The organism is Stenotrophomonas rhizophila (assembly GCF_003651185.1).
GTDB classification, from domain to species: domain Bacteria; phylum Pseudomonadota; class Gammaproteobacteria; order Xanthomonadales; family Xanthomonadaceae; genus Stenotrophomonas; species Stenotrophomonas maltophilia_Z.
The window spans coordinates 331,627-351,353 of sequence record NZ_RCDC01000005.1; the positions used below are offsets into that span (position 1 = coordinate 331,627).

The following is a 19,727-nucleotide window of genomic DNA, read 5'->3' on the forward strand; positions in this document are numbered from 1 at the left end:
TGAGAAGGCGAACGGAACAACACCGGAGCAACTCAGTCACACCAGTGGACGCGCAGTTTCGCGCCGTCGAGATCGATCGCATTGAGGATGGGATACAGCTGCGGATTGTTGCTTTCCAGCGCGTGCTTGAGCACTTCCAGCTTCTGCTTGCCACGCAGCAGCAACAGGCGCTGGCGGCTCTGCTTCAAGCCATGCGGGGTGAGGGTGATGCGCAGCGGCCACTGATTGGCACCGGGGCAGCCGGTGGCATCCAGCGCCGCGTAGGGCAGGGTGCTTTCCAGTGCGCGGGTCAGATCCTTCGAACCCGGGAACAGCGAGGCGGTGTGGCCGTCGTTGCCCATGCCGATCACGCTCAGGCACGGCCGCTGGCTGTGCCGGGCCTGCAGGTTGGCGCTGTAGACGCATTCGGGCAGCGGTTTGCCGACCCGCACCAGCGGATCGAAATGCGCGCCTTCGGCACGGTTGAGGAAACTCTCGCGTACCAGCCAGGCATTGCTGTCGCGATCCTGCGGTGACAGCCAGCGCTCATCGACCAGGCTCACTTCCACCCGGTCCCATTGAACGTCCAGCTCGGCCAGTGCCTGGTAGATCGGCGCCGGCGTGGTGCCGCCGGAGAGCAGCATGCGCGCCCGGCCGAATTCGGCGATGTCGCGGTTGAGCTCAGCGGCCATTTCAGCGGCCACGGCCTCGATCCAGCCATCTGCATCGCCATGGCGGATCAGGGTGAAACGGTCGGACGTATCCAGGGTATTCATGCGGTGCCTCCCGGCAGATCGCGTTCCACATCCGCCGCATACGCGGCCGCGCCGAGCAGGCCCGGGCTGGGGTGCATCACGGCCAGCGACGGCACCTTGGACATGATCGAAGAGAAGCGGCCCTTGTGTTCAAAGCGCTGGCGGAAGCCGGAATGCTGCAGCGAATCGAGCATCTTCGGCACCAGGCCGCCGGTCAGGAACACGCCATCCCAGGCGCCCTGCATCAGCACCAGGTCACCGGCGATCGCGCCGAACACCGCGCAGAACACATCCACGGTCCGCATCGCCTGCGGGTCGCCATGCAGCGCACGCGCGGTGACGTCCACCGGCTGCAGCTGGCCCGGGTCGATGTCGGCCATCTCGCACACGGCGCGATGGATGTTGACCAGACCCGGGCCGCAGATCAGGCGTTCGTTGGAGACACGGCCGAACTGCTCGGAGAGGATCTCCAGGATGCGGATCTCTTCCGGCGTCCCGGGCGGGAAGCTGACGTGGCCACCCTCGGTTTCCAGCGGATAGCAGCGGCCGTGGCGCAGGATCAACCCGCCCACGCCCAGCCCGGTGCCGGGGCCGATCACCGCATAGTTGCGCGGCTGGCCCGGCTTGCCCGGCACCCACGCCGCGCCGCCGACCTGGATCACATCCTGCGGCTGCAGCAGCGAGATGGCCATCGCCTGGGCGGCGAAGTCGTTGATCAGGTGCAACTCATCGAAGCCGAGCATGTGCGCGGTGCGCATGCGCGAGATCACCCACGGGTGATTGGTGATGCGCGCTTCGTCACCGTCCACGCGGCCGGCCACGGCGAACACGCCGCGCTTGGCTTCCGCGCCGATCTGCTCGAGATAGTGCCGTGCCGCTTCGCCCAGCGAAGGGAAATCAGCGACGGCGAATTCGCGGATGCTGTCCTGCTGCAGCGGCGCGGCCAGCGAGGTGTCGGCGAGCGCGAAGCGAGCGTTGGTACCGCCGATATCCGCGACGAGGACCGGCTGGGACAACACCGTCATGCCTGGCCACCACGGGCAGCGTCGGCGTCGGCATCGGCGGGCAGGAAGCCGGCAGCTTGTTCCGGACCCCATTCGCCGGCCGGGTAGGGCTGCAGCGGCAGCTTGGCTTCCTTCCATGCGTCGCTGACGCTGTCGATCCAGGCCCAGGCCGCGCGCACTTCGTCATCACGCACGAACAGCGCGTGGTTGCCGTTGAAGGCATCCAGGAACAGGCGCTCGTAGGCGATGCGGCGGTGCAGGCCGGTGGGTACGGACAGCTCCAGTTCCAGCGGGTGCAGTTCCAGCGCCCCCCATTCCGGGCCGGCCAGCGAGCTCATCAGGCCCAGCTCGATGTTTTCCTGCGGCTGCAGTTGGAAGGTGATCCGGTTCGGGGTGGCGTTACCGCGGTGCGGGCGCTCGAACAGCCAATGCGTGACCGGCTTGAGCGTGACCACCACGCGGGTGGTGCGCTCGGCCAGGCGCTTGCCGGTGACCAGATGGAACGGCACGCCTGACCAGCGCCAGTTGTCGATATGCGCGGTGACGCCGGCGAAGGTTTCCACATCGCTGCCTTCCGGCGGCTGGTAGGCCTGCGCGGGCTGGCCGTTGATGGTGCCGGCCGTGTAGCGGCCACGCACGCTGTCACGCGCGGCATGCTTGGCATCCAGCGGGCGCAGGGCGCGCAGGACTTTGACCTTCTCATCGCGGATGCGATCGGCCTCAAGCGAGGCCGGCGGCTCCATCGCGACCAGGCACAGCAGCTGCAGGATGTGGCTCTGGACCATGTCGCGCAGCGCACCGGAGCGGGCGTAATACGCATCGCGGCCGTCCACGCCCTCGCTCTCGGCGACCAGGATGTGCACCGATTCGATGTAGTTGCGGTTCCAGACGGCCTCGAGCAGCGTGTTGCCGAAGCGCAGCGCGATCAGGTTCTGCACCGCGGCCTTGCCCAGGTAGTGATCCAGGCGGAACACGCGGTCTTCGTCGATCCACTGGCCGATGGTGGAGATGATCTCCTCGGCGCTGGCGCTGTCGCTGCCGATCGGCTTTTCCAGCATCAGCCGGTGCGGTGCGGCCAGTGCGCCCCCCTTGGCCAGGCCTTCGCAGGTGGAGATGTACAGGCCCGGCGGGATCGCCAGGTAGCTCACGCAGTGGCGGTCGACCAGGTCATGGACCGATTCGGCCACGGACTCGGGATTGCGCAGATCCACCGAACGGTAGTCGATGCGCTGCAGCAGCGAGTGGATGTCGTCCTGGCTGGCCATGGGCATGGCCTGCTGCAGGCGCGGGCGCAGGATCTCGCGGAAGGCCTCGGTATCGTGCGGCGACAACGCCAGCGCACGAACCTTGAAGTCTTCGGGGAGCAGGCCGTCGCCCAGCAATCGCAGCAGCGAGGGGAACAGATAGCGCTGGGCCAGGTCACCTGTGGCGCCAAACAGGAAGAGGGTGTCGTGCATCGCTCGAGTTTCAGATCCGGGTGACATCGTTGTCAATCGCTTCTCGTCTATGTTCTCGGGGGTCGGGCGGGGTCCGTTGTCTGCTTGTTGCGGGTGCAGCACGCCCCATGGATTCCGCCCGGCATGATGGCCTGCCGACCGGGTGTCGTGGGAGATATCGCATCCTCCCCGGCATCCCGATCACGGCCGACCATCGGATAGTGCCACGTGAAAACGTTTACATGGCAGAATGCGCAGACTGTATTCGATTGCAGTGGTCGCCGTCATGCGGCACCACGCCATCGACCTGCCATCGGGAGGGCCGAAGGCAGTTCCGCATAACAGCCCGGAGACCGGGCGGACTGGAATGGTGATATGGCAAAAGTGCAGTTGCAGGGCGTTCGCAAGGTCTACGACAACGGTCAGGTGGCCGTGCAGGGCGCGACCTTCGAAGTGGCCGATGGTGAATTGATGGTGCTGGTGGGGCCGTCCGGGTGTGGCAAGTCCACACTGCTGCGCATGGTGGCCGGGCTGGAAGAGATCAGTGGCGGCACGCTGACGATCGGCGACCGCGTGGTCAACGACGTGGCGCCCAAGGATCGCGACATCGCGATGGTGTTCCAGAGCTACGCGCTGTACCCGCACATGACCGTGGCCGAGAACCTGGCCTTCGGCCTGAAGCTGCGCGGCCACGACAAGGCGACGATCAGCAAGCGGGTCAGCGAGGCGGCCGAAACGCTCGGCCTGACCGACATGCTCGACAAGCTGCCCAAGGCGATGTCCGGTGGCCAGCGTCAGCGCGTCGCGCTGGGTCGTGCGCTGGTGCGCGAGCCGGCAGTGTTCCTGCTGGATGAACCGCTCTCCAACCTGGACGCCAAGCTGCGCCACAGCGTGCGCACGGAAATCGCGCAGCTGCACCGCAAGCTGGGCACCACCATGATCTACGTGACTCACGATCAGGTGGAAGCGATGACCCTGGGCCAGCGCATCGTGGTGCTCAAGGATGGCGTGATCCAGCAGATCGATACCCCGATGGCGCTGTACGACCGGCCGGCCAACCTGTTCGTGGCCGGCTTCCTCGGCAGCCCGGCGATGAACGTGCTGCGCGGCACTCTGCAGCGCACCGACAGTGGCTTCGCCGTGCAGGACACCGGGCTGACCGCACCGCTGGGCCAGGCCCGGGTCGATCAGGCGTGGGTCGGCAAGGCGATCGCCGTGGGCGTGCGCCCGGAGCATCTGCAGCCGGCCGCCGCCGGTGAGGCAACGGCCTTCGAGGCGATGATCGATGGCATCGAGCCGGTCGGCAACGAGATCTTCGTCAACATGACCAGTGGCGGCCAGCCGTTGGTGATGCGCGTGGCGCCGCAGGCGTTGCCGTCCGTCGGTGAGCCGATCCGGGTGGCGATCCAGCCGCAGGGCCTGCACTTCTTCGACGCAGAGACCGGCGAGCGCTTGAACGACGCGTAAGGCGCGGACGGGTTATCGGGTTACGGGTTGCCGGCCAGCGGCCGGCACTACCGCGCGGCAGGTCACACGCGTTGGTCGTGACCGCGGCCGGGGCGGGGCGCGGACGCATCGACCACCGGTCGATGTCTATTACCGCGCCAGACCGTCCAGCAACGGCAGGTGGGCGGCTTCAACCCCGCCGACCGACAGCGGCTCCGGCGCGATCTCCAGCGGCAGCACGGCCAGGGCCAGCTCACCGGCCACCGAGGCTACCGTGCCGATCGCCGCCGCGTTCTGGTGCACCTGCGTGCCGCTGGTCGTGCCCTCCACGACCCGCAGCAACTGCAGGGCGCGCTTGGCCTTGCCGAGGAAATGGGTGCGGGCCACGATTTCCTGGCCCGGGTAGCAGCCCTTCTTGACGCTGTACCCGTTCAGGCGGTCCAGCCCGAGCTGCTGTGGCGTCCAGTGTTCACGCTGATCGGCATCCAGCCGCGGCAGCCCATAGCGCAGGTCGGACTGGCGCCAGGCCAGCGCGATATCCGCACTGTCGGCCGCAGCGGCCACGGCATCGGCCGCACCGATCCGCAGGCTGCGCGGAAGTGCGTCGCTGCCAAGGTCCAGTTCGAGGTTTTCGCCGGCAAGTTGCGCAATCGCGGCCCCGGAGGCCGCTTCGGGCGCGGTGAAGCTCGCCACCACCGCCAGATCGTTTCGCAGCTCGATCCGCACCTTGCGGCGGAATACAAAACGGTGCAACTGCGACGCAATCGCATCGGCATCGCCGTCGGCGAGCAGCAGCACGATGCGCTCCTCGTCCAGCCGCAACAGCTGGAACACAGCAATGGTGCGGCCCTTGGCCGTCAGCCAGGCGCTCCACTGCCAATGCCGCAGGGGCAGGGCGGTGACGTCGCTGGAGAATTGGGCATGGGCGAAGGCGGCCGCATCGGCACCGCTGAGACTGAGCAGCTGGTGACCGGGGAGGCGCGAAAAGCCGGCGAAATCGGAGGGCAGGTTGTCAGGCACGTGAACGGGGTCTAAAATTTGTGCGTTGCGAGAACACCCATGATAGGCCAAACAACCCCCACTCCAGATTCTGAAGCTGAAGGCACGCTGGTACCGGAGGAGCAACCGCTCCCCGCGACGCCGGCAGTGCCTTTGGAAATCGGCGGCCGCGGCGGACTTGATCCGGTGCGGTACGGAGATTGGGAAAAAAACGGACGCTGCATCGATTTTTGATCAGCATTGAGCCAACGCGGCATTGCGCCGCCCAGCCGAGATAACGAGCCCAGCGAATGGCCGCCAGAGAACGTCCCCTTTCCCCGCACCTTCAGGTGTATCGCTGGCAGATTCAGATGGCCACCTCGATCCTGCATCGAGCGACCGGCATCTTTCTGTCTGTTGGAGCCCTGATCATTGCCGGCGGCCTGCTCGCCCTGATGATGGGTCCTGAATCCTGGAACTGCTTCACCGGCCACGCCGGTAGCTGGTACGGCAAGCTCTTCCTGTTCGCCTGGACCTGGTCCTTCGCCTACCACCTGTGCAATGGCATCCGCCATATCGTGCAGGACTTCGCGATCGGCTTCTCCATTCCCGCCTTCGTGCGCAGCAGCTGGGTCTCGGTCTTCGCCAGCCTGGTGATCACCGCCCTGATCTGGGCCTATGTCTTCATGGGAGCGGCCGCATGAACAAGTACCGTACCCCGCTGAAGAACGTGCGTGGCCTGGGCGCTGCCAAGACCGGCACCGAGCACTTCGTGATGCAGCGCCTGACCGCCACCGCGCTGGTCGGCCTGACCATCTGGTTCCTGGTGTTCGTCCTGAGCCTGATCGGCGCCGATTACGTGACCGCCACCGACGCGGTGTCCAAGCCGTGGAACGCGGTGCTGCTGGTCGGCTTCCTGGTCGCGATGTTCTGGCATGCCCAGCTCGGCCTGCAGGTCGTGCTGGAAGACTACATCCACAATTCGCTGCTGGCCCTGGCGCTGCAGACCACGGTGAAGTTCATCGCCGTGCTCGGCGGGATCGTCAGTGTTTTCGCGGTCGCCCGCATTACGCTCGGCGTCGCCTGAGTCCAGGCACCAAGACAGGAATCCAGATTAGATGTCCGCTTACAAGATTACGGAACACAAGTACGACATGGTCGTGGTCGGCGCCGGCGGTGCTGGCCTGCGCGCCACGTTCGGTCTTGCCGCCAAGGGCCTGCAGACGGTCTGCCTGACCAAGGTCTTCCCGACCCGTTCGCACACCGTGGCCGCGCAGGGCGGTATTTCCGCCGCGCTGGGCAACATGGGTGAAGACGACTGGCGCTACCATTTCTTCGACACCATCAAGGGCTCGGATTGGCTGGGTGACCAGGACGCCATCGAGTACATGTGCCGCGAAGCGATCCCGGCCATCATCGAACTGGAACACTACGGTGTGCCGTTCAGCCGTACCGAAGAAGGCAAGATCTACCAGCGCCCGTTCGGTGGCATGACCACCAAGTACGGCGAAGGCCCGTCCGCGCAGCGCACCTGCGCCGCCGCCGACCGTACCGGCCACGCCATGCTGCACACGCTGTACCAGCAGTCGCTGGCGCACAACGCACGCTTCATGATCGAGTACTTCGCCCTCGACCTGATCTTCGATGATGAAGGCGTCTGCCGCGGCGTGCTCGCGCTGGACATGGCCGACGGCTCGCTGCACCTGTTCCGCGCCCATGGCGTGGTGCTGGCCACCGGCGGCTACGGCCGCGCCTACTTCAGCGCCACCTCGGCCCACACCTGCACCGGCGACGGCGGCGGTCTGGTCATGCGTGCCGGCCTGCCGATGCAGGACATGGAGTTCGTGCAGTTCCATCCGACCGGTATCTACGGCGCGGGCTGCCTGATCACCGAAGGCGTGCGTGGCGAAGGCGGCATCCTGCGCAACAGCAACGGCGAGCGCTTCATGGAGCGCTATGCACCGCACTATAAGGATCTGGCCTCGCGCGACGTGGTGTCGCGTTCGATGACCATCGAGATCCGCGAAGGCCGCGGCGTCGGCGAGCACAAGGATCACATCCTGCTCGACCTGACCCACCTCGGCCCGGGCGTCATCGACGACAAGCTGCCGGGTATCGCCGAAAGCGCCCGCATCTTCGCCGGCGTGGACGTGCACAAGCAGCCGATCCCGGTCATCCCGACCGTGCACTACAACATGGGCGGCATCCCGACCAACTACCACGGCGAAGTCGTGCGCAAGGTCGGCGACAACCCCGATGCGGTCGTGCCGGGCCTGTACGCCATCGGCGAAGCGGCCTGCGTGTCCGTGCACGGCGCCAACCGCCTGGGCTCGAACTCGCTGCTGGATCTGGTCGTGTTCGGCCGTGCGGTGGCCAACCGCTGCGCCGACACCATCAAGTCCGGCGCACCGCACAAGACCCTGCCGTCCGATGCCTGCGACAAGGCCCTGGGCCTGCTCGACAAGCTGCGTTACGCCAACGGCGACACCCCGACCTCGGTCATCCGCGATCGCATGCAGCGCACCATGCAGAACGACGCGGCGGTGTTCCGTACCAGCAAGACGCTGGAAGAGGGCTGCACCAAGATGGCCGAGATCTTCGACTCCTTCCAGGACGTCAAGGTCTCCGACCGTTCGCTGGTGTGGAACTCGGACCTGATCGAAACCTACGAGCTGAACAACCTGCTGCTCAACGCGGTGGCGACGATCAACTCGGCCGAACAGCGCAAGGAAAGCCGCGGCGCGCATGCGCATGAGGACTTCCCGGACCGCGACGACGTCAACTGGCAGAAGCACACGCTGGTCAACGTCGACGAGAACGGCAAGTGCGAGTTCGACTACCGTCCGGTCCACATGTACACGCTGAGCAAGGACGTGGACGTCGTCCCGCCCAAGCCGCGCGTTTACTAAGAGACCTGCGGCATGACCTCCGTCCACGCAGCGCTCGCCACCGCCACCTCCCGCACGGGTGAGGTGGTGCGTGCGCCGCGGGCCGGTGGTGTCGACTTCCTCATCTTCCGTGCTACCCGCGCCTGCTCTGCAGCGCGAGCCGCCTGAGCCAACGAGAACAGCCATGGCCGAGTTTTCCCTCCCCAAGAATTCCAAGATCGGAAAGGGCAAGCACTTCCCCGCCCAGACCGGTGCGAAGAACACCCGCACCTTCAAGATCTACCGCTGGAGTCCCGACGACGACAGCAATCCGCGCACCGATACGTATGAGATCGATCTGGACGCCTGCGGCCCGATGGTCCTGGACGCGCTGATCAAGATCAAGAACGAGATCGATCCGACCCTGACCTTCCGCCGTTCGTGCCGCGAGGGCATCTGCGGTTCGTGCGCGATGAACATCGACGGCACCAACACGCTGGCCTGCACCCGCGCGATCGCCGATTGCGGCAAGGCCGAAGTGCCGATCTACCCGCTGCCGCACATGAGCGTGGTCAAGGATCTGGTGCCGGACCTGACCCATTTTTACGCGCAGTACGCCTCGATCAAGCCGTGGATCCGTACCCAGACCCCGCCGCCGCCGGATCGTGAGCGCCTGCAGTCGCCGGAAGACCGCAAGAAGCTCGATGGCCTGTACGAATGCATCCTGTGCGCCTGCTGCTCGACCAGCTGCCCGAGCTACTGGTGGAACGGCGAGCGTTACCTGGGCCCGGCCATCCTGCTGCAGGCCTACCGCTGGATCATCGACTCGCGCGATGAAGACACCGGTGCGCGCCTGGACGAGCTGGAAGACCCCTTCAAGCTGTACCGCTGCCACACCATCATGAACTGCTCGCGGACCTGCCCGAAGGGCCTGAACCCGGCGCTGGCCATTGCCGAGATCAAGAAGCTGATGATGGCGCGTCGCGCCTGATCCAGGTGTGTCCTGTAGCGCCACGCCATGCGTGGCTTCGCAGAAAATGATCGAAACGGTCGAGCCACGCCATGCGTGGCTTTGCCTTATCTGGAAACGCAGAAAATGGACGAAGCCACTGAACTGAAAAAGCTGCGCTGGCGTTGCCGCCGCGGCATGCGCGAGCTGGACCAGCTGTTCGGCCGATACCTGGACCGTTGCTGGCTGCAGGCACCGACAGACGAGCGGGAGGTTTTCCTGTTCCTGCTCGAGAGCGAGGACGATAAGTTGTGGCGCTGGTTCATGGGTTACGAGGAGTGCCCGCATGCCGCGCCCGCCGCCCTCATCGCCCGGATCCGCGCCCTTCCAGCGTGAGTGGCATCCCTCGCGCTGGCAGTGCCGCGCGCTGATCGCCATGGGCGCGGTGATGCCCTGGGCGTTGTGGGCGACCGATCTGCCCGCGCCGTGGGGCCTGGCGCTGGGCATGGTGGCGATGGCCGGCACCTGGTGGGAGGCGTGGCGATATGCGCGCCGCCGGGGCTGCGTCTTCGTGATTCCGGCGGACGAAGACCCGGCGCAGGTGGATGGCGAGCCGGTCGAGGCGCTGCAGATGCGGCGCCGCGGCCCGCTGGTGCAGCTGGCCTGGCGGCACGACGGGCGCCGCCACTGGCGTTTGTTCTGGCCCGATACGCTCCCGCAGGGGCAGGCACGTGAACTGCGACTAGCCGTCCGGGCACACTGCATTTCCCGTTCACCCCCTGCAGTGGCACCATAGCCTGAATTGTCCGGCGTACCTGCATGTTCAAACCCATACCTGTCTCGATTGGCCTGCGCTACCTGCGCGCCAAACGCCGCAACGGCTTCATCTCCTTCATCTCCATGGCCTCGATCCTCGGCATTGCCCTGGGCGTGACCGTGCTGATCACCACGCTGGCGGTCATGAGCGGTTTCCAGAAGGAAATCCGCGATCGGCTGCTGCAGATGACCGCGCATACCACCATCACCACCGACGGTGCCCCCATGGCCGATTGGGCGCATGCGGTGGAGGTGGCCAAGAAGGATCCGCGGGTTGCCGGCGCGGCGCCGTACATCGAAATCCAGGCCATGCTCAGCGGGCCGCGGGTGCAGGGCGCCATCGTGCAGGGCATCGATCCGGCGCTGGAGCCCAACGTCTCGGTGATCAACCAGAAGGTCAAGAAAGGCAGCTTCGACAGCCTGACCGCAGGCAGCTACAACCTGCTGGTCGGCCAGGAGCTGGCGATCTACCTCGGTGTCGGCGTGGGCGATACCGTGCTGGTCACGTTGGCCGAAGTGCAGGGCACGCCGATCGGCGCGATCCCGCGCATGAAACGCTTCACCGTGAGCGGCATCTTCGAAGCCGGTTACAACGAGGTCGACCGCGGCGTGGCCTACGCCAACATGGCCGATCTGGAAAAAGTACTGCGCATCGATGGCGTCACCGGCGTGCGCCTGAAGCTGCATGACATGGACAAGGCGCTGGATGTCGGCGTCGATCTGGCCCACAACCTGACCGGTGCCTACCGGGTCAGCGACTGGACCCAGCAGAACGCCAACCTCTACCACTCGCTGCGGATGGAGAAGGTGGTGATGGGCATCCTGCTCTCGCTGATCATCGCCATGGGCGCGTTCAACCTGGTCTCCTCGCAGGTGATGCTGGTCACCGACAAGCAGGCCGACATCGCGATCCTGCGCACCCTGGGCCTGACCCCGGGCGGCGTCATGCAGGTGTTCATGGTGCAGGGCTCGCTGATCGGCATCTTCGGCACGGTGCTCGGCGTGATCGGTGGCATCACCCTGACCTTGAACCTGGAGCGCATCCTCGGCGCGATCGAGACCCTGTTCAACGTCAAGCTGCTGCCGGAGGACGTGTACTACATCACCGGCCTGCCGACCGACATGCAGACCCCGGACATCATCGTGATCACCGCCGTGGCGCTGGTCATGAGCTTCCTTGCCACCCTGTATCCCGCCTGGCGCGCGGCACGTACCCAGCCGGCGGAGGCCCTGCGTTATGAATGAAGCACTCACCCTGGGCCAGGAAGTCATCCGCGCCGAAGCGCTGGCCAAGACCTATGCCGAAGGCCGCATGCAGACCCCCGTGTTCAACGGGCTGGACCTGCGCGTAGCGGCCGGCGAGACCGTGGCCATCATCGGTGCTTCCGGCGCCGGCAAGAGCACCCTGCTGCATTTGCTGGGGGGGCTGGATACGCCGACGGCGGGCGAGGTCTACGTGGCCGGCCAGCGCATGTCCGGCCTGTCCGACAGCCAGCGCGGGCAGCTGCGCAACCGCGCGCTCGGCTTCGTGTACCAGTTCCATCATCTGCTGCCCGAATTCACCGCGCTGGAAAACGTGATGATGCCGGTGCTGCTCGGCGGCGAAGAAGTGGTCGACGCGCGCACCCGCGCACAGGCGCTGCTGGAATCGGTCGGCCTGGGCCATCGCCTGGACCACAAGCCGGGCGAGCTCTCCGGCGGCGAGCGTCAGCGTGCGGCCGTAGCCCGCGCCTTGGTCAACCGTCCGGCCTGCGTGCTGGGCGATGAGCCGACCGGCAACCTCGACGACAAGACCGCCGCGACCGTGTTCGAGCTGATGCTCGAGCTCAACCGCGCGCACCACACCAGCCTGGTGCTGGTGACCCACGACCGCTCCCTGGCACGCAAGCTGGACCGCGTGCTGGAGTTGCGCGAAGGGCGGCTGCACAGCCTGGCCCACAGCGAGGTCTGAGCAGGCAACGGTGGCTGCCTGAGCGCTGAACACCCGGCGGGTTCCTCTCGCCGGGAGCACGCCGGGCGGCGCATGATCGGCGCACATTCCCCAGCAGGAGGCGTCATGAAGCTGACCCTTGCCATCGCGGCCCTGTGCCTTGGGCTGGCCGCGTGCGCCAGTACCGGCCGCCTGTCCACCGCGCAGAAGCTCGATCTCTACCGCGCCCACGCCGGGCCGCTGCAGCAGGACATGCCGCTGTACGGCTCGCTGTCGGGCTGGACGGCTCTCGGCGACAGTGCGCTGGCGGTCTGGACGCGCCCGAGCGAGGGCTATCTGCTGGATCTGGCCGGGCCGTGCCAAGGGTTGGACTATGCCTCGGCGATCGGTCTGACCAGCAGGATCGGCCGCGTTTCGTCACGCTTTGACAAGGTGCTGGTGCGCGATCCGACGGCCGGCCCGGTCAATCTGCCGTGCTTCATCAGCAGCATCCGCAAGCTGGATACCAAGGCGTTGCGCGCGTCCGAGCAGGAGCTGCGCCAGGCACAGGTGCAGGAGCGCGAAGAAGGCCAGCAGTCGCCAACCCGGTAGTGCCGGCCGCTGGCCGGCAACCGGATCCCGACCATACCGACCGTTGGTCGGTATCAGAGGCGATCAGGCCTCCGGGACGAACCCGGCTGGCTTCTCCGCGCCACCGCTGAACAGATACTTCACCAGTTCTTCTTCCAGGAACGCGCGGTGCTTGGGATCGCGCGGCGACAGCCGGTTTTCGTTGATCAGCATGGTCTGGTGCGCCAGCCACGCGGACCACGCCGGCTTGCCGATGTGGTTGAAGATGCGCTGGCCCAGCTCGCCGGGGTAGGGCACGAAGTCCAGGCCTTCGGCGTCGCGTTGTTCGTACTGGCAGAAAACGGTGCGGGGCATAGCGTTACTCGATGTCTTGGGGTGTTGCTGCGCGCCGCATTGTACGGCGCTTGGGCTGAGCGGGCGGTGCACCCGTCTCCAGCAGCTTGCGGATCGGCGCGGGCAGGCCCAGCGTGGCCAGCTCCTCGGCAGCGACCCAGCGCACGCCGGCATCCTTACCGCGCGAGCCCTGTACCGTTGCCACCAGCACCCGCAGATGCAGCCGGTAGTGGCTGAAGGTGTGCTCCAGCACCGGCAACGGCTCGGCATCGTCCAGCGAGCCGTCGATGTGCGCGTCGAACCAGTCCTGCAACGCGATCCCGCTGTCGGCCTGGGGCAGGGTCCACAGCTGCGCCCAGATGCCGGTGTCCGGCCGCTTCTGCAGCAGCACCCGGCCGCGTGCATCGCGCAGCAGCAGCGCCACCGCCTCGCGCTCGGGCAGGGTCTTGCCGGGCTTGGGCGTCGGCAGCTGATCGGTACGCCCCTCGCGACGGGCGACGCAGGTGGTCTGCAGCGGACAGATCACGCAGGCCGGCTTGCTGCGGCTGCAGACACTGGCGCCGAGGTCCATCTGCGCCTGGGTGTAATCGACCATGCGCGTTCCGGGTACCTGCGCTGCGTGCGCCTCGGCGACCGCCCAGAGCTGCTTTTCGATCGCCGGCAGTCCGGGAAAGCCCTCGATGCCGTGATAGCGGGTCAGCACGCGCTTCACGTTGCCATCGAGAATCGCGAACCGATCATTCCAGGCCTGGCTGAGAATCGCGCCCGCAGTGCTGCGGCCGATGCCCGGCAGCGCATGCAAGGCATCGAAATCACGCGGAAGCTCGCCGCCGTGCAGCGCCACGCAGCGCTGCGCGGCGGCATGCAGGTTGCGTGCACGGGCGTAATAGCCAAGGCCTGCCCACTGCGCCATCACCGCATCATTGCTCGCCGCGGCGAGGTCGGGCAGGGTCGGGAACGCCTCGAGGAACTTCAGGAAGTACGGAATGACCGTGCTGACCTGGGTCTGCTGCAGCATGATTTCCGACAGCCATACGCGGTACGGCGAGCGCGGGTGCTGCCACGGCAGGTCATGCCGGCCGTGGTCATCGAACCAGTGCAACAGCCGCGAGACGAAGACATCGTCGGTCGGCAACGGGGCACTGGCGGTAGGCTGGCGGGTCATGCAGGTTCCGGAGAAGGGCTGGAGCCACGCCATGCGTGGCTGCATCGGCATCGGCTCAGGTGCCCAGCGCTTCCGGCAGCAATGCGTCGACGAAGGCTTCCGGATCGAACACGCGCAGGTCTTCCGGACGCTCGCCGATGCCGCAGAAGCGGATCGGAATGCCGAACTCACGCGCCAGCGCGAACACCACGCCGCCCTTGGCGGTGCCATCCAGCTTGGTCACCACCAGGCCGGTCACGTTGACCGCGGCATGGAACTGACGCAGCTGCGAGAGCGCGTTCTGGCCGGTGGTGCCATCGATGACCATCAGCACTTCATGCGGCGCATGGGGGTCGATCTTGCCGAGCACGCGGCGGATCTTGCCGAGCTCGTTCATCAGGCCGGCCTGGGTATGCAGGCGGCCGGCGGTATCGGCGATCAGCACCTCGGTGCCGCGTGCCTTGCCGGCCTGCAGAGCATCAAAGGCGACCGAGGCCGCATCGGCGTTCTGGCCCTGCGCGACCACGGCCACGCCGTTGCGATCGCCCCAGGCCTGCAGCTGCGCGACGGCAGCGGCACGGAAGGTATCGCCGGCGGCCAGCATCAGGCTGTGGCCGTCGTCCTTGAAGCGCTTGGCCAGCTTGCCGATGGTGGTGGTCTTGCCGACGCCGTTGACGCCGACGGTGAGCACCACGAAGGGCTTGGCGGCGCGGTCGATCACCAGCGGCTTGGCCACCGGCTGCAGGATCGCGATCAGCTCGGCGCGCAGCGCGGTGAGCAGTGCATTGGCATCGGTGAACTCGCGCGCCTTCATGCGCTTGCGCAGGCCTTCGACCAGCGCCGTGGTCGCGCCGACGCCGACATCGGCGGTGATCAGCGCGGTTTCCAGTTCGTCGAGCAGGTCGTCATCGAGCTTGGGATTGCGCGAGAACAGGCCGCCGAAGCTGCGGGCGATCACGCTGTTGCGCAGGCGCTCGCGCCAGCCGCTCTTGCCGGCGGCGGCGGGGGCGATGTCCTGGGAGGACGGGCGCTCGGTCACGGTGGTCGGCGCAGCCGGAGCAACCAGCGTAACGGGCGTTGCCGGAGTAACCGGGGCGGGCGCTGCCGGAGCGGCGACCGGCGTCGCGACGACAGCCGGCGCAGGCGTGCTCACCGGCGCAGCCGGAGTCGGAGTCGGGACAACCGGTGCGGTCACCACCGGTGCGGGGGCGACCGGTGCCGGGGCAACAGGCGGTGCGACCACAGGCGCCGGTACAACGGGCGCAGGCACAACCGGGGTGGCAAGGACAGGCGCAGTCTCAACCGGCGTCGGCGCGGTCTCGCGCTCGACCGGCGCGGCAGCAGGTGCCGCGGCTTCCACCACGGGCGGCAGCGGCGCAGGCGCTGCCGCAGGCTCGGGCGTGGTCTGCGGGAACGCGGCAGCCAGCTCCTCGGTGGAGTAATGCTGGGTCTTGGCCGCCTCTTGCGGGGCGTCCTGGGGCTTTTTGCGACGGAAGAAGCTGAGCATTGGCAAAAGACGCTGAAATCAGAGGGCTATGCTACCACTGCGCCCCGAATGCCCATGGGCGTGCAGGTGCGGTGGGGCGGGACTCAAGTAATGGCCGATGCGGCCGTTACCGGTTGTGAAGGGCTGCGCCATGCGGGCGCGGCCGGGACAGCAAAACGGTGAACGATGCGTGTGATGTCCATTGCCAGCGCCGGTATGCGTGCCGCTTCGCTGGGCGTACAGGCGGCCGCCGCCAACGTGGCGCGATTGCCGGTGGCTGATGCCACGCGCCTGGGTGTCGCGCAGGCCACAGCGGCAGGGGGCGGTGTCACCGCCACCGTGGTCGCCGCACCCGACGATGCCAACGCGCCGATCGCGGATCTGCTCACGGCCAAGCAGGCTGCGCTGGCGTTTGCCGCCAACGCAACCGTGATCCGGCGTCAGGACGAGATGCTGGGCACCTTGCTCGACCGCTGGGCCTGACCCGCGTGCGCTGACTGCCGCGCGGCGCCATGCACCATCAACCGCAGCGGGCGCCGACCCGTGGCCGGCACCCACCTGCAGCACGACTTACGCCGACAACTCCAGCAACAGCTTGTTGAGCCGGCGCACATACGCTGCCGGGTCCTTCAGCGTGTCGCCCGCGGCCAGCGCGGCCTGATCGAACAGGACGCGGCTCAGGTCGTCGAAGCGCGCGGCATCGCCTTCCTGATCCAGCTTGCCGATCAGCGGATGGGCCGGGTTGAACTCGAACACCGGCTTGCTGTCCGGCACCTTCTGCCCACTGGCTTCCAGGATCTGGCGCATCTGCAGGCCCAGGTCCTGCTCGCCGATCGCCAGGATCGCCGGGGAATCGGTCAGGCGGTGCGAGACGCGCACGTCGGCGACGTCCTCACCCAGTGCGGTCTTGATGCGGTCCACCAGTGCCTGCTTGTCCTTGGCGACGGCTTCCTGCGCCTGCTTGTCTTCGGCGCTTTCCAGCGCGCCCAGGTCCAGATCGCCGCGTGCGACATCGACGAACGACTTGCCGTCGAACTCGGTCAGGTACCCCATCAGCCATTCGTCGATGCGGTCGGTGAGCAGCAGCACTTCCACGCCTTTCTTGCGGAAGACTTCCAGGTGCGGGCTGTCCTTGACCTGGGTGTGGCTGTCGCCGGTCAGGAAGTAGATCTTGTCCTGGCCCTCGATCATGCGGCCCACGTAGTCGGCCAGCGACACGCTCGGCTCGCCGCTGTCGTCATGGGTGGAGGCGAAGCGCAGCAGGCCGGCGATCTTCTCGCGGTTGCCATAGTCTTCGGCCGGACCTTCCTTGAGCACCTGGCCGAACTGCTTCCAGAAGCCGGCATAGACGTCCGGCTTGTCCTTGGCCAGCTTCTCCAGCATGTCCAGCGAACGCTTGGTCAGCGCCGACTTCATCGAATCGATGACCGGGCCGGACTGCAGGATTTCGCGCGAGACGTTCAACGACAGATCATTGGAATCCACCACGCCCTTGATGAAACGCAGGTACAGCGGCAGGAACTGCTCGGCCTGGTCCATCACGAACACGCGCTGCACGTACAGCTTCAAGCCCTTGGGCGCATCGCGGTGGTACAGGTCGAACGGCGCATGGCCGGGCACGTACAGCAGCGAGGTGTACTCGAGCTTGCCTTCGACCTTGTTGTGGCTCCACGCCAGCGGATCCTGATGGTCGTGCGCGGCGTGCTTGTAGAACTCCTGGTACTCGGCGTCGCTGATCTCGGTACGCGGGCGCGTCCACAGGGCGCTGGCACGGTTCACGGTTTCCCACTCGATCTCGGCCGGGGCGTCCTCGCCGTGGTGTTCCTTGACCATCTGGATCGGCAGGCCGATGTGGTCGGAGTACTTCTTGATGATGCCGCGCAGGCGCCAGCCGTCGGCGAAGTCGCGCTGGTCGTCCTTCAGGTGCAGCACGATGCGGGTGCCGCGCTCGGTCTTGTCGATGCCTTCCACGTCGAACTCGCCTTCGCCGCGCGAGGACCAGTGCACGCCCTCGCTGGCGGGCAGGCCGGCGCGACGGGAGTAGACGTCGACCTGGTCGGCGACGATGAAGGCGCTGTAGAAGCCGACGCCGAACTGGCCGATCAGCTGGGAATCCTTCTTCTGGTCGCCGGAGAGCTGGCGCAGGAAGTCGCCGGTGCCCGACTTGGCGATGGTGCCCAGGTGGGCGATCGCTTCGTCACGGCTCATGCCGATGCCGTTGTCGTCGATGGTCAGGGTGTTGGCGGTGGCGTCGAAGCTGACGCGGATGCGCAGGTCGCCGTCGTTCTCGAGCAGGGCCGGCTGGGTCAGCGCTTCGAAGCGCAGTTTGTCCGAGGCGTCGGCGGCGTTGGAGATGAGCTCGCGAAGGAAGATTTCCTTGTTGGAGTACAGCGAGTGGATCATCAGCTGCAGCAGCTGTTTGACTTCGGTCTGGAAGCCCAGGGTTTCTTTTTGGGTCTGCACGGTCATGGGTCGTGTTGCTCCTTGGGGCATTGCCGCGCCCGGCGCGGCGGCTGGCTCAAGGGGTAGGGGTGGATTGTCCCGAATTCAAGGCCGCCACCTCCAGCACGGCGCCTGTCTGTCTGCGTGGGGAGGGCGGCGGGTACGGGGTGCCGGGACGCGGCGTGAACCCCTCCATGGGGCCTCGTGGGCAGCATCCATGCTGCCCAACGGTCTAGGCCCCCCGTACCCGCCACCTTCTACAAGGTGGGTCGGACGTGCGACAGGAGCCACGCCATGCGTGGCTGCATTTCATTCCGGCATCGGGACGCTGGGTGGAGACAACCGCTGGACCGCCTAGAATGTCGTCCTGAACCGCCTGCCATCCGTGCCCATGACTCTCTTCCGCCCGTTCGCCCATCCCGTTGCCACCTGTCTGCGGAGCCACGCATGACGCCGCGGCAGCCGGTGGCCGCCGTGGGTCAGGTGCGGATCATCGGGGGCAAATGGCGCAATACGAAGCTGCCGGTGCCGCTGTCACCGGGGCTGCGGCCCAGCAGTGACCGGGTGCGCGAGACGCTGTTCAACTGGCTGATGCCGCGGCTGGGTGGGGCGCGGGTGCTGGATCTGTTCGCCGGCAGCGGGGCGCTGGGGCTGGAGGCGGTGTCGCGGGGGGCGGCGCAGGCGACGCTGGTGGAGCGCGATGTGGCGTTGTCCCGGCAACTGCGCGAGTCGGTCGCCAAGCTGGGGGCGCAGGAGCAGATCGCGGTGGTACAGGCCGATGCGCTGCAGTGGCTGCGGCAGCCGGCCGGGGCGCTGGCGGATATCGTGTTCATCGATCCGCCGTTCGCCGATGGGCTGTGGGAGGCGGTGATCGCCGGGCTGCCCTCGCATCTGGCCGCCGATGCCTGGCTGTACGTGGAGTCCCCGGCCGATCAGGCGCCGAAGATGCCCGCGCCGTGGCTGCTGCACCGTGAGGGGGGCACCCGGGAGGTCCGTTTTGCCCTGTATCGGCGCGCCACTGCTACACTTTCACCAGACCAACACGCGTAGCTGACGTATGACCGTGGCCAACCGCCGCATTGCTGTCTACCCGGGCACCTTCGATCCGATCACCAACGGTCACATCGATCTGGTGAACCGCGCCGCACCCTTGTTCGAGAAGGTGGTAGTGGGCGTGGCGCAGAGTCCGTCCAAGGGGCCGACCCTGCCGCTGGAGCAGCGCGTGCAGCTGGCCCGCGATGCGCTGGGCCACAACCGCAACGTGGAAGTGCGTGGTTTCGATACCCTGCTGGCGCATTTCGTGCGCTCGGTGCAGGGCGGGGTGCTGCTGCGCGGCCTGCGCGCGGTGTCCGATTTCGAATATGAATTCCAGATGGCGAGCATGAACCGCCATCTGATCCCGGAGGTCGAGACCCTGTTCCTGACCCCGGCCGAGCAACACAGTTTCATTTCGTCTTCGCTGGTCCGCGAGATCGCCCGTCTGGGTGGCGACGTGTCCGGCTTTGTGCCGTCCGCCGTGCTTGAGGCGCTGCGCAAAGTCCGTGAAGCGAAGTCGGCCCAAGCGTAGTACCTGTCAGACCCATACATACCAA

At 66.8% G+C, this 19,727-nt stretch carries 23 protein-coding genes; 15 read left to right on the forward strand and 8 right to left on the reverse strand.

The window, feature by feature from the left end:
* Window positions 1-32 precede the first annotated feature (32 nt).
* Genes pgl through zwf form a run of 3 tightly spaced genes read right to left on the reverse strand, consistent with a single transcriptional unit; the run spans window position 33 to window position 3,195 of the window.
* Window positions 33-755: a 6-phosphogluconolactonase gene (pgl, locus tag BCL79_RS13205; RefSeq protein WP_121041858.1), complete on the reverse strand. Its 723-nt coding sequence runs from the start codon at window positions 753-755 to the stop codon at window positions 33-35.
* Entirely contained in the window at window positions 752-1,759 is a 1,008-nt protein-coding gene (gene glk / locus BCL79_RS13210; RefSeq protein WP_121041860.1) for a glucokinase, read from the reverse strand. Before glk ends, pgl begins: the two co-directional genes overlap by 4 nt.
* Window positions 1,756-3,195 (reverse strand): glucose-6-phosphate dehydrogenase, encoded by a 1,440-nt coding sequence (zwf, locus tag BCL79_RS13215; protein ID WP_121041862.1) that lies wholly within the window; start codon window positions 3,193-3,195, stop codon window positions 1,756-1,758. The genes glk and zwf overlap by 4 nt, the downstream gene beginning before the upstream one ends.
* Before the next feature lie 354 nt (window positions 3,196-3,549).
* Here zwf and BCL79_RS13220 point away from each other — a divergent pair, with 354 nt between their 5' ends.
* Window positions 3,550-4,641, forward strand: coding sequence for an ABC transporter ATP-binding protein (locus tag BCL79_RS13220; RefSeq protein WP_121041864.1), 1,092 nt, complete (start codon window positions 3,550-3,552; stop codon window positions 4,639-4,641).
* Window positions 4,642-4,770: 129 nt separating this feature from the next.
* On the opposite strand, the gene BCL79_RS13225 is transcribed toward BCL79_RS13220, so the two are convergent.
* Complete coding sequence (locus tag BCL79_RS13225; protein WP_121041866.1) at window positions 4,771-5,640, reverse strand: YgfZ/GcvT domain-containing protein; 870 nt, start codon at window positions 5,638-5,640, stop codon at window positions 4,771-4,773.
* 39 nt (window positions 5,641-5,679) lie between these two features.
* Between BCL79_RS13225 and BCL79_RS13230 the strand changes: the two genes are divergently transcribed.
* The 11 genes from BCL79_RS13230 (at window position 5,680) to BCL79_RS13275 (ending at window position 12,751) form a co-directional block, all read left to right on the forward strand.
* A complete protein-coding gene (locus BCL79_RS13230; RefSeq protein ID WP_102788321.1) occupies window positions 5,680-5,853 on the forward strand; it encodes a DUF1674 domain-containing protein in 174 nt (57 codons plus the stop codon).
* Window positions 5,854-5,909: 56 nt separating this feature from the next.
* A complete protein-coding gene (sdhC, locus tag BCL79_RS13235) occupies window positions 5,910-6,302 on the forward strand; it encodes a succinate dehydrogenase, cytochrome b556 subunit (protein ID WP_046273608.1) in 393 nt (130 codons plus the stop codon).
* On the forward strand, window positions 6,299-6,685 hold the full coding sequence (sdhD, locus tag BCL79_RS13240; RefSeq protein ID WP_121041868.1) for a succinate dehydrogenase, hydrophobic membrane anchor protein: 387 nt from the start codon (window positions 6,299-6,301) through the stop codon (window positions 6,683-6,685). The genes sdhC and sdhD overlap by 4 nt, the downstream gene beginning before the upstream one ends.
* Window positions 6,686-6,716: 31 nt before the next feature.
* A complete protein-coding gene (sdhA, locus tag BCL79_RS13245) occupies window positions 6,717-8,507 on the forward strand; it encodes a succinate dehydrogenase flavoprotein subunit (protein ID WP_121041870.1) in 1,791 nt (596 codons plus the stop codon).
* Between the two features lie 12 nt (window positions 8,508-8,519).
* Window positions 8,520-8,654: a hypothetical protein gene (locus BCL79_RS20500; protein WP_259462174.1), complete on the forward strand. Its 135-nt coding sequence runs from the start codon at window positions 8,520-8,522 to the stop codon at window positions 8,652-8,654.
* A gap of 16 nt (window positions 8,655-8,670) precedes the next feature.
* Window positions 8,671-9,456: a succinate dehydrogenase iron-sulfur subunit gene (locus BCL79_RS13250; protein WP_088432210.1), complete on the forward strand. Its 786-nt coding sequence runs from the start codon at window positions 8,671-8,673 to the stop codon at window positions 9,454-9,456.
* Window positions 9,457-9,561: 105 nt separating this feature from the next.
* Window positions 9,562-9,810, forward strand: a complete 249-nt coding sequence (locus tag BCL79_RS13255; protein WP_019183252.1) for a succinate dehydrogenase assembly factor 2 — start codon at window positions 9,562-9,564, stop codon at window positions 9,808-9,810.
* Window positions 9,761-10,210, forward strand: a complete 450-nt coding sequence (locus BCL79_RS13260) for a hypothetical protein (protein WP_121041872.1) — start codon at window positions 9,761-9,763, stop codon at window positions 10,208-10,210. Before BCL79_RS13255 ends, BCL79_RS13260 begins: the two co-directional genes overlap by 50 nt.
* A gap of 23 nt (window positions 10,211-10,233) precedes the next feature.
* The gene (locus BCL79_RS13265; RefSeq protein ID WP_088432207.1) at window positions 10,234-11,475 is read left to right on the forward strand and encodes a lipoprotein-releasing ABC transporter permease subunit; all 1,242 of its coding nucleotides are present in this window, start codon (window positions 10,234-10,236) and stop codon (window positions 11,473-11,475) included.
* The gene (lolD, locus tag BCL79_RS13270) at window positions 11,468-12,181 is read left to right on the forward strand and encodes a lipoprotein-releasing ABC transporter ATP-binding protein LolD (RefSeq protein WP_121041874.1); all 714 of its coding nucleotides are present in this window, start codon (window positions 11,468-11,470) and stop codon (window positions 12,179-12,181) included. Before BCL79_RS13265 ends, lolD begins: the two co-directional genes overlap by 8 nt.
* A 105-nt stretch (window positions 12,182-12,286) precedes the next feature.
* Window positions 12,287-12,751, forward strand: coding sequence for a DUF6491 family protein (locus tag BCL79_RS13275; RefSeq protein ID WP_121041876.1), 465 nt, complete (start codon window positions 12,287-12,289; stop codon window positions 12,749-12,751).
* Window positions 12,752-12,814: 63 nt separating this feature from the next.
* On the opposite strand, the gene BCL79_RS13280 is transcribed toward BCL79_RS13275, so the two are convergent.
* The 3 genes from BCL79_RS13280 to ftsY are packed head-to-tail and all read right to left on the reverse strand — an operon-like array spanning window position 12,815 to window position 15,714.
* Window positions 12,815-13,084: an oxidative damage protection protein gene (locus BCL79_RS13280; RefSeq protein ID WP_088432204.1), complete on the reverse strand. Its 270-nt coding sequence runs from the start codon at window positions 13,082-13,084 to the stop codon at window positions 12,815-12,817.
* 4 nt (window positions 13,085-13,088) lie between these two features.
* The gene (gene mutY, locus BCL79_RS13285; protein ID WP_121041878.1) at window positions 13,089-14,228 is read right to left on the reverse strand and encodes an A/G-specific adenine glycosylase; all 1,140 of its coding nucleotides are present in this window, start codon (window positions 14,226-14,228) and stop codon (window positions 13,089-13,091) included.
* Window positions 14,229-14,283: 55 nt separating this feature from the next.
* Window positions 14,284-15,714, reverse strand: coding sequence for a signal recognition particle-docking protein FtsY (ftsY, locus tag BCL79_RS13290; RefSeq protein WP_121041880.1), 1,431 nt, complete (start codon window positions 15,712-15,714; stop codon window positions 14,284-14,286).
* 165 nt (window positions 15,715-15,879) lie between these two features.
* On the opposite strand from ftsY, the gene BCL79_RS13295 reads away from it, so the two are divergent.
* Complete coding sequence (locus tag BCL79_RS13295; protein WP_121041882.1) at window positions 15,880-16,176, forward strand: hypothetical protein; 297 nt, start codon at window positions 15,880-15,882, stop codon at window positions 16,174-16,176.
* A gap of 87 nt (window positions 16,177-16,263) precedes the next feature.
* Here the strand turns inward: BCL79_RS13295 and htpG are convergent, their stop codons facing one another.
* On the reverse strand, window positions 16,264-18,162 hold the full coding sequence (htpG, locus tag BCL79_RS13300) for a molecular chaperone HtpG (protein WP_121041884.1): 1,899 nt from the start codon (window positions 18,160-18,162) through the stop codon (window positions 16,264-16,266).
* A 420-nt stretch (window positions 18,163-18,582) separates the two neighbouring features.
* On the opposite strand from htpG, the gene rsmD reads away from it, so the two are divergent.
* Window positions 18,583-19,185, forward strand: a complete 603-nt coding sequence (gene rsmD / locus BCL79_RS13305) for a 16S rRNA (guanine(966)-N(2))-methyltransferase RsmD (RefSeq protein ID WP_121041886.1) — start codon at window positions 18,583-18,585, stop codon at window positions 19,183-19,185.
* A 7-nt stretch (window positions 19,186-19,192) separates the two neighbouring features.
* Window positions 19,193-19,702, forward strand: coding sequence for a pantetheine-phosphate adenylyltransferase (gene coaD / locus BCL79_RS13310; RefSeq protein WP_121041888.1), 510 nt, complete (start codon window positions 19,193-19,195; stop codon window positions 19,700-19,702).
* Window positions 19,703-19,727 lie beyond the last annotated feature (25 nt).

Excerpts from the sequence above, each read along its gene's own strand:
- pgl (WP_121041858.1), bottom strand. The coding sequence starts at position 755 with ATGAATACCCTGGATACGTCCGACCGTTTCACCCTGATCCGCCATGGC.
- glk (WP_121041860.1), bottom strand. The coding sequence starts at position 1,759 with ATGACGGTGTTGTCCCAGCCGGTCCTCGTCGCGGATATCGGCGGTACC.
- zwf (WP_121041862.1), bottom strand. The coding sequence starts at position 3,195 with ATGCACGACACCCTCTTCCTGTTTGGCGCCACAGGTGACCTGGCCCAG.
- BCL79_RS13220 (WP_121041864.1), top strand. The coding sequence starts at position 3,550 with ATGGCAAAAGTGCAGTTGCAGGGCGTTCGCAAGGTCTACGACAACGGT.
- BCL79_RS13230 (WP_102788321.1), top strand. The coding sequence starts at position 5,680 with ATGATAGGCCAAACAACCCCCACTCCAGATTCTGAAGCTGAAGGCACG.
- sdhC (WP_046273608.1), top strand. The coding sequence starts at position 5,910 with ATGGCCGCCAGAGAACGTCCCCTTTCCCCGCACCTTCAGGTGTATCGC.
- sdhD (WP_121041868.1), top strand. The coding sequence starts at position 6,299 with ATGAACAAGTACCGTACCCCGCTGAAGAACGTGCGTGGCCTGGGCGCT.
- sdhA (WP_121041870.1), top strand. The coding sequence starts at position 6,717 with ATGTCCGCTTACAAGATTACGGAACACAAGTACGACATGGTCGTGGTC.
- BCL79_RS20500 (WP_259462174.1), top strand. The coding sequence starts at position 8,520 with ATGACCTCCGTCCACGCAGCGCTCGCCACCGCCACCTCCCGCACGGGT.
- BCL79_RS13250 (WP_088432210.1), top strand. The coding sequence starts at position 8,671 with ATGGCCGAGTTTTCCCTCCCCAAGAATTCCAAGATCGGAAAGGGCAAG.
- BCL79_RS13255 (WP_019183252.1), top strand. The coding sequence starts at position 9,562 with ATGGACGAAGCCACTGAACTGAAAAAGCTGCGCTGGCGTTGCCGCCGC.
- BCL79_RS13260 (WP_121041872.1), top strand. The coding sequence starts at position 9,761 with ATGCCGCGCCCGCCGCCCTCATCGCCCGGATCCGCGCCCTTCCAGCGT.
- BCL79_RS13265 (WP_088432207.1), top strand. The coding sequence starts at position 10,234 with ATGTTCAAACCCATACCTGTCTCGATTGGCCTGCGCTACCTGCGCGCC.
- lolD (WP_121041874.1), top strand. The coding sequence starts at position 11,468 with ATGAATGAAGCACTCACCCTGGGCCAGGAAGTCATCCGCGCCGAAGCG.
- BCL79_RS13275 (WP_121041876.1), top strand. The coding sequence starts at position 12,287 with ATGAAGCTGACCCTTGCCATCGCGGCCCTGTGCCTTGGGCTGGCCGCG.
- BCL79_RS13280 (WP_088432204.1), bottom strand. The coding sequence starts at position 13,084 with ATGCCCCGCACCGTTTTCTGCCAGTACGAACAACGCGACGCCGAAGGC.
- mutY (WP_121041878.1), bottom strand. The coding sequence starts at position 14,228 with ATGACCCGCCAGCCTACCGCCAGTGCCCCGTTGCCGACCGACGATGTC.
- ftsY (WP_121041880.1), bottom strand. The coding sequence starts at position 15,714 with ATGCTCAGCTTCTTCCGTCGCAAAAAGCCCCAGGACGCCCCGCAAGAG.
- BCL79_RS13295 (WP_121041882.1), top strand. The coding sequence starts at position 15,880 with ATGCGTGTGATGTCCATTGCCAGCGCCGGTATGCGTGCCGCTTCGCTG.
- htpG (WP_121041884.1), bottom strand. The coding sequence starts at position 18,162 with ATGACCGTGCAGACCCAAAAAGAAACCCTGGGCTTCCAGACCGAAGTC.
- rsmD (WP_121041886.1), top strand. The coding sequence starts at position 18,583 with ATGACGCCGCGGCAGCCGGTGGCCGCCGTGGGTCAGGTGCGGATCATC.
- coaD (WP_121041888.1), top strand. The coding sequence starts at position 19,193 with ATGACCGTGGCCAACCGCCGCATTGCTGTCTACCCGGGCACCTTCGAT.